The sequence below is a fragment of the Streptomyces sp. NPDC059355 genome (assembly GCF_042752335.1).
In the GTDB taxonomy this organism is placed as follows: Bacteria; Actinomycetota; Actinomycetes; order Streptomycetales; family Streptomycetaceae; genus Streptomyces.
This window is the reverse complement of sequence record NZ_JBHYXN010000067.1, coordinates 22678-28677: the sequence shown is the minus strand read 5'-3', so window position 1 is coordinate 28677 and position 6000 is coordinate 22678. Positions and strand designations below refer to the sequence as shown.

At 72.2% G+C, this 6000-nt stretch carries 5 protein-coding genes; 3 read left to right on the top strand and 2 right to left on the bottom strand.

Translation table 11 applies throughout. From position 1 onward, the window contains the following. Positions 1 to 865: 865 nt before the first annotated feature. Positions 866 to 2059 carry an acetyl-CoA acetyltransferase gene (locus tag ACFXGI_RS36615; protein WP_384716704.1) on the bottom strand — a complete coding sequence of 398 codons (1194 nt, stop codon included), beginning with the start codon at positions 2057 to 2059 and terminating at the stop codon, positions 866 to 868. A 176-nt stretch (positions 2060 to 2235) separates the two neighbouring features. On the opposite strand from ACFXGI_RS36615, the gene ACFXGI_RS36610 reads away from it, so the two are divergent. Beyond that, a complete protein-coding gene (locus ACFXGI_RS36610) occupies positions 2236 to 3453 on the top strand; it encodes an acyl-CoA dehydrogenase family protein (RefSeq protein WP_384716701.1) in 1218 nt (405 codons plus the stop codon). A 5-nt stretch (positions 3454 to 3458) separates the two neighbouring features. Next, the gene (locus ACFXGI_RS36605; protein WP_384716707.1) at positions 3459 to 3932 is read left to right on the top strand and encodes a nitroreductase family deazaflavin-dependent oxidoreductase; all 474 of its coding nucleotides are present in this window, start codon (positions 3459 to 3461) and stop codon (positions 3930 to 3932) included. A gap of 127 nt (positions 3933 to 4059) precedes the next feature. Here ACFXGI_RS36605 and ACFXGI_RS36600 read toward each other — a convergent pair whose 3' ends face one another. Then, complete coding sequence (locus ACFXGI_RS36600) at positions 4060 to 4707, bottom strand: TetR family transcriptional regulator (protein WP_384716698.1); 648 nt, start codon at positions 4705 to 4707, stop codon at positions 4060 to 4062. Between the two features lie 308 nt (positions 4708 to 5015). On the opposite strand from ACFXGI_RS36600, the gene ACFXGI_RS36595 reads away from it, so the two are divergent. Continuing rightward, entirely contained in the window at positions 5016 to 5816 is an 801-nt protein-coding gene (locus tag ACFXGI_RS36595; protein WP_384716695.1) for a VOC family protein, read from the top strand. The last annotated feature ends 184 nt before the right edge of the window (positions 5817 to 6000 follow it).

Genomic DNA, 6000 nt, shown 5'->3' with positions numbered 1-6000 from the left:
CCCGGCCCGCCCCGGAATGCCATAAGACTGCCGGGAAGCCCCCGAAGGAACGGTCAGGGGGACAGGCAAGCCCATGGCCACATCAGGGATGCGGCCCTTGCCATCCGGTTCAGCCGCATCCGGCCTCGCCAGGACCACCGAGCCCCGGCCAGGCCGGGGGCGCTTCAGATCGCTACGCGCTCCCCTCGGCTTGGCGTCACCGGACCGTCTGGGGTTGGACATAGGCCGCCCACGACCGGCACCAACCTCTCCGATAGGGCGCCTGCGGCCTGTTTGTCCCTTTTGGTAGCCGATCGAGGCCCACAAGGGCCCTTGCCGGAGTGAGAGGTTGGAAAGTTCGGCATCAGGCTCCGTCTCGCCCGCTTTTCGTCTCCATCACCCGTTCATTGCTCCGGAACAGGCCGCAGACGCCGAAATGGTCGTCTGTGGATGATGTCTGGGCGGCTTATGTCCGGCCACAGGCGGTCGTCGGTCGCTGAGAGGTGAGGAGCGCGTAGCGATCTGACGCGCTCTGTCGTCATGGCCGGGGGTGGTGGTCCCGGGACGGGAACAGGACCGGCCAAGAACACCGGTCGGCATCGCTGAGGGCCCGTCCCTGGACATGAACCTCCCGGCCATTCCTTCGGGGGTTTCCCGGCAGTCTGTTGTCTTTCCGGGGCGGGGCGGTCGGTCAAGGGTGGAGCGCAGCGACATCGCGGAGCGACGCGACCGCAGGGAGCGCCCTTGACGGACCGACCCGACACGGAAGGACAGTGGACTGACGGGACGCCCCCGGACACACCACCGACCCCGAGCACACAAGTCCCGCCCGCCCCCCGAAGCCCCCGCCCAGCTCGCCCGACCCCGAACGACGAGACCCCGCCCCCTACCCCCGCCCCAGGATCAGCGTTCCCGACGAGCAGAACCAGCCGCCCGTGCCCGACGCCACCGCCACCTCCGGGAGGCGGCCTCCACGCCGCGTGACCTGGCGGTCGGGGCCGGCCTCGCCGCGGAGCTGCCGGACCGCTTCGACGATCAGGAACAGGCCGCGCATGCCCGGGTGGCAGGCCGAGAGGCCGCCGCCGTCGGTGTTGACCGGGAGTTCGCCGTCCCGCAGCAGGCGGCCCTTCTCCACGAAGGCCCCGCCCTCGCCCTTCGGGCAGAAGCCGAGGTCCTCCAGGGTGACCAGGGTCATGTACGTGAACGCGTCGTAGATCTGCGCGATGTCCACGTCCGCCGGGGTCACCCCCGCCCGCTCGAACGCCATGCGGCCCGAGACCGCCGCCGGGGAGACCGTGAAGTCCTCCCACTCCGACATCGTCGTATGCGAGACCGACGTGCCCGAGCCCAGGATCCAGACCGGCTCCTTCGCCGTGTCCGGTACGTAGTCCTCCGCCGCCAGCAGCACCGCGCAGCCGCCGTCCGAGCGGATGCAGCAGTGCAGCTTCGTGAACGGGTCCGCGATCATCTCGCCGGACAGGACCTCGTCGACCGTGATCGGGTCGCGGAACATCGCGTCCGGGTTCGCCGCCGCGTTCGCCCGGGCCTGGACCGCCACCGAGGCGAGCTGTTCGAGCGTCGTCCCGTACTCGTGCATGTGGCGGCGCGCGGCCATGGCGTACTTCGAGACCAGAGTGTGCCCGTACGGCACCTCGAACTGCAGCGGTCCGCGCGCCCCGAAGGAGAGGTTCGAGGTGCGCCGCCGGGCCTTGATGTCGGCCCGGGCCGTCGAGCCGTAGACCAGCAGCACGGCGTTCGCGTGCCCCGCCGCTATCGCGTCCGCCGCGTGCGCCGCCATGACCTCCCAGGTCGAGCCGCCCACCGAGGTGGAGTCGACCCAGGTGGGGCGCAGCCCCAGGTACTCGGCCACCTCCACCGGCGCGAGGATGCCGAGGCCGGCCGAGGCGAAGCCGTCGATGACGGAGCGGTCCAGGCCGGAGTCGGCCAGGGCCCGGCGGGCGGCCTGTGCGTGCAGGGCGTACGGGGTGGGGCCGTCCACCCGGCCGCAGTCGGAGAGGGCGACGCCGACGACGGCGACCCGGCGGCGGCCGTTGCGAGGTTCTGTCGTGGGTCCGGGCATGGGTCCGGGCGTGAGTCCAGGCATGCACCAGAACGTACATCTGACGTAGCGTCAGTTTCTAGCCCGCGCGACACGCTCCCCGCGGCACCCGCCGATCCGCGGGCCCCCGCCCTCTGTGCATCTGTCGTCGCCCGCCCTAACATGACGGCCCGTCAGATACGGGGAGGAGCCCGACGATGGATGCCGCCTTCACCGCGGAGCAGGACGAGATGCGCCGCACCCTGCGCGAGATCCTGGGCAAACGCTGCGGTCCGGACGAGGTCAAGGCCGCCGTCCGCACCGCCGCCGGACACGACCGCGAGCTCTGGCAGCGGCTCGCGCAGCAGCTCGGCCTGCCCGGCATCGCCGTCGCCGAGGAGTACGGGGGCGTCGGCTGCACCCCCGCCGACCTGGCGCTGGCCTGCGAGGAGACCGGCCGGGCGCTGCTGCCGTCGCCGCTGCTGGCCACCGCCGCGCTCGCCGTACCGCTGGTCACCGCCCTCGGCACCGCCGCCCAGCGCTCCGGACTGCTCCCGGCGCTCGCCGCCGGCGGGCTCACCGCCGCCCTCGCCGTCCCCGGCCCGGCCCTCTCCACCGCCCTCGCGCTGACCGGCGACAACACCCCCGGGGAGTGGGCCGGCGGGGGCCGGGCCGGCGGGGTGCAGGCCCGGCCCGGCGAAGGCGGCGGCTGGCGGCTGTACGGGGAGGCCGCCCAGGTGCTCGACGGGCACAGCGCCTCCCTGCTGCTGGTCGCCGCGCACACGGGTGGTTTCGCACGGAGCCGGACCCTGCTGTTCCTCGTACGGGAGGATGCGCCCGGCCTGGCCCGGTCGCGGCAGGCCACCCTCGACGAGACCCGGCCGCAGGCCCGCGTCCAACTGCGCGACACCCCTGCCGAGTTGCTCGGCGCCGACGCCGACGCCGACGCCGACGCCGACAATGCCGCCGACGGCACGGTCCTCGACGCGCTCGCCGCCACCGGGCGCACCGCCGCCGCCGTCCTCGCCTGCGAGGCGGTCGGCGCGGCCGGGCAGGCGCTGGCCCGCACGGTGGAGTACGTACGCCAGCGCGAGCAGTTCGGTCGGCCCATCGGGTCGTTCCAGGCCGTCAAGCACCGGCTCGCCGACCTCTACGTACACGTCCAGGCGGCCCGCTCGGCGGCCTACTACGCCGCCTGGGACCCGCGGCAGGGCGGCCTCGCCCTCGCCCAGGCCCTCGAAGCCCTGCGGATCACGGCCGGCGAGGCGATCCAACTGCACGGCGGCATCGGCTTCACCTGGGAGCACGACGCGCACCTGTACTTCAAGCGGGCCGCGGCCGACGAGCTGCTCTTCGGCCCCGTCCACCGGCTGCGGGCGCACGCCGCCCACCGCTCGGGCCTGTTCACCACCCCACAAGAGAAGGTGGCCGTCTGATGGCAATGGCAGCCGGCGTCAAGCTGATGCAGAAGGTCTCCTCGACCGTGCTGTTCGCCAAGCTCGCACCACACTTCATCCCCGCCATGGACAAGGCCGTGCACAAGCTGACCCGCGGCAAGGTCATGCTGAGCGCCCAGATGCTCCCCGGCGTGATCCTGACCGCCAAGGGCGCCAAGACGGGCGAGCCGCGCACCACACCGCTCGCCTGCATGCCGGAGGAGGGGGGCGTCAGCTGGCTCCTGATCGGCTCCAACTTCGGCCGCCCCGGACACCCGGCGTGGACCGCGAACCTGCTCAAGCATCCTGACGCGGATGTGAGTTGGAAGGGCCAGGACATCGCCGTACGGGCCCGGTTGCTGGAGGGCGCGGAGCGCGCGGCGGCGTGGCAGGCCGTGCTGGGGTTCTGGCCGCCGTACGCGACGTACCAGGCGCGCATCGAGCGCGAGATCCGGCTGTTCCGCCTGGAGCGTCGCTGATCGCGGCGGCCGGCCGGTAGGAGAACGGGGAAAACGAGCGGGGAAGACGGTCGGGGAGGACGAGCGGGATCGGGAGAGGAGACGCGGAGGGGAGGGAGGGCGGCGGACCCCGAGGGAGGGTCCGCCGTTACTTGGTCGGCTTCTTCCCGGTGATGCCCAGGTGGACGAGCAGCGCCAGATTCGGCTTGAGCTCGGCCTGCTTGACGCCCCAGGTCTGGAAGCCCTTCTGGTGCGAGGCGACCGCGGCCAGCATCGCGACCAGCGAACCCGACATCGCCGCCGGGCTGAGGTCCTTGTCGACCTTGCCCTTGGCCTGGAGCTCCTTCATCGACTCCGTGAGGGAGTTGGTGACGGAGTTCAGGATCTTCATGCGGATCTTGTAGAAGCGCTTGTCGCCCTCGGCCGCGCCGAGGTCGACGACCCGCAGGATCGCGTCGTTGCGCCGCCAGAAGTCCAGGAATCCCTCGACGAGTTCCTCGGCGGCCTGCCAGCCGGCCTTGCCGACCCAGTTGCGGCCCTCGACGAGCGCCGTCAACTGTGCGCCCTCCGTGGCCATTTGCTCGGCGATCTCCAGGACGGCGCCCTCGACGTCCGGGAAGTACTGGTAGAAGGTCGCGGGGGAGGTGCCGGCCTTGCGGGCGACGTCGATCACCTTGACGTCGCGGTACGGCGAGGAGCTGAGCATCTCGCTGAGGCAGTCGAGCAGCTTCTGCCGCGTCGCCTGACCGCGTCGGCCGGCAACGCGGCCGTCGACGGTGCGTACTTGTCCTGTCATGCCGTCAGCTTACCGAGGGGTGATCTGCGCGCGATTCGGCCGCCTGCAAATGGGGTTACGTGACACCTGGCCTGGGCGAAGGCGGCGCCCCGGGCCGCTCCGGGTGGCGGTTTCCGGGCGGCGGACGTGCCGATTCCGGGCGCATTCCGCACAGATCCGGTGCGAAATCCGGGCGGGCGAAGCCCCGCCCACCCCGCCTGCTTCCTCTCGAAATCCCCCGATTAGTCTTATCAACAGGCTGTGGACAAGTTTTCGGGCAGATCATGGCTGGGGGGGGCACAGAGGGGCACAACGGAAGGAACCGGGCCATGGCCGCATTCGCGGAGGGCACACCCTGCTGGGTGGACGCCTCGCTGCCGGACGTCGAGGCCGGCAAGCGCTTCTACGGTGAGCTCTTCGGGTGGACCTTCTCCGCCGGTGCCGGCCCCGAATACGGCGGCTACACCCAGGCCTACAGCCGCGGCCGCAACGTCGCCGCCCTCGCCCCCAAACCCGACGGCCGCATGCCCACCGTCTGGGGGATCTACCTCTACACCGTCGACGCCTACGCGTGCGCCGCCCGCATCCGCGCCTCCGGCGGCCAGATGGTGATGGACCCCCAGCCGGTGGGCCCGTACGGCGGCGCCGCACTGGCCGCCGACCCCGGCGGGGCCGTCTTCGGCCTGTGGCAGCCCGGCACCCACCACGGCTTCGATGCCCAGCAGGAGCCGTACACGTACTGCTGGAGCGAGGTCTACACGCGCGCCCGCGACGCGGTCGACGTCTTCTACGCCAACGTCTTCGGCTACGTCCCCGAGGACCAGGACGACGCGGGCAGCGGCGTCGAGTACCGCCTGTGGTCCCCGCCCGGCAGCCGGCCCGGTGCCGAGACCGCCGTCCTGGGGCGCAGCCTGATCACCGACGCGTTCCCGGAGATCATGCCGGCGCACTTCCTCGTGTACTTCGCCGTCCCGGACGTCGACGAGTCCGTCGCGACGGTGAAGCGGCTCGGCGGCCGCGTCACCGCCGACCCCTTCGACACGCCGCACGGGCGGATCGCGGTCGTCGCCGACAACCAGGGCGCGGTGTTCGCCCTCCTCTCGGAGCCCCGTACGGGTACGCACGGGTAGGGGCGTCCGAGGAGATACCCGAGGGATGCCCGAGGGGATGCCCGCGGTCGGGCCCGGACTGTGACGACGCGCCCCTCGCGCGGGCCTGACAGAATCGGGGTTGCGCGACCCAGGGCGGCGCCCGGGGTGAGACGCTGCACGGGGCCGACCGCCGTGCCGGCGCGCGTGCAGGTGGGAACGGGCC

Excerpts from the sequence above, each read along its gene's own strand:
- ACFXGI_RS36615 (WP_384716704.1), bottom strand. The coding sequence starts at position 2,059 with ATGCCCGGACCCACGACAGAACCTCGCAACGGCCGCCGCCGGGTCGCC.
- ACFXGI_RS36610 (WP_384716701.1), top strand. The coding sequence starts at position 2,236 with ATGGATGCCGCCTTCACCGCGGAGCAGGACGAGATGCGCCGCACCCTG.
- ACFXGI_RS36605 (WP_384716707.1), top strand. The coding sequence starts at position 3,459 with ATGGCAGCCGGCGTCAAGCTGATGCAGAAGGTCTCCTCGACCGTGCTG.
- ACFXGI_RS36600 (WP_384716698.1), bottom strand. The coding sequence starts at position 4,707 with ATGACAGGACAAGTACGCACCGTCGACGGCCGCGTTGCCGGCCGACGC.
- ACFXGI_RS36595 (WP_384716695.1), top strand. The coding sequence starts at position 5,016 with ATGGCCGCATTCGCGGAGGGCACACCCTGCTGGGTGGACGCCTCGCTG.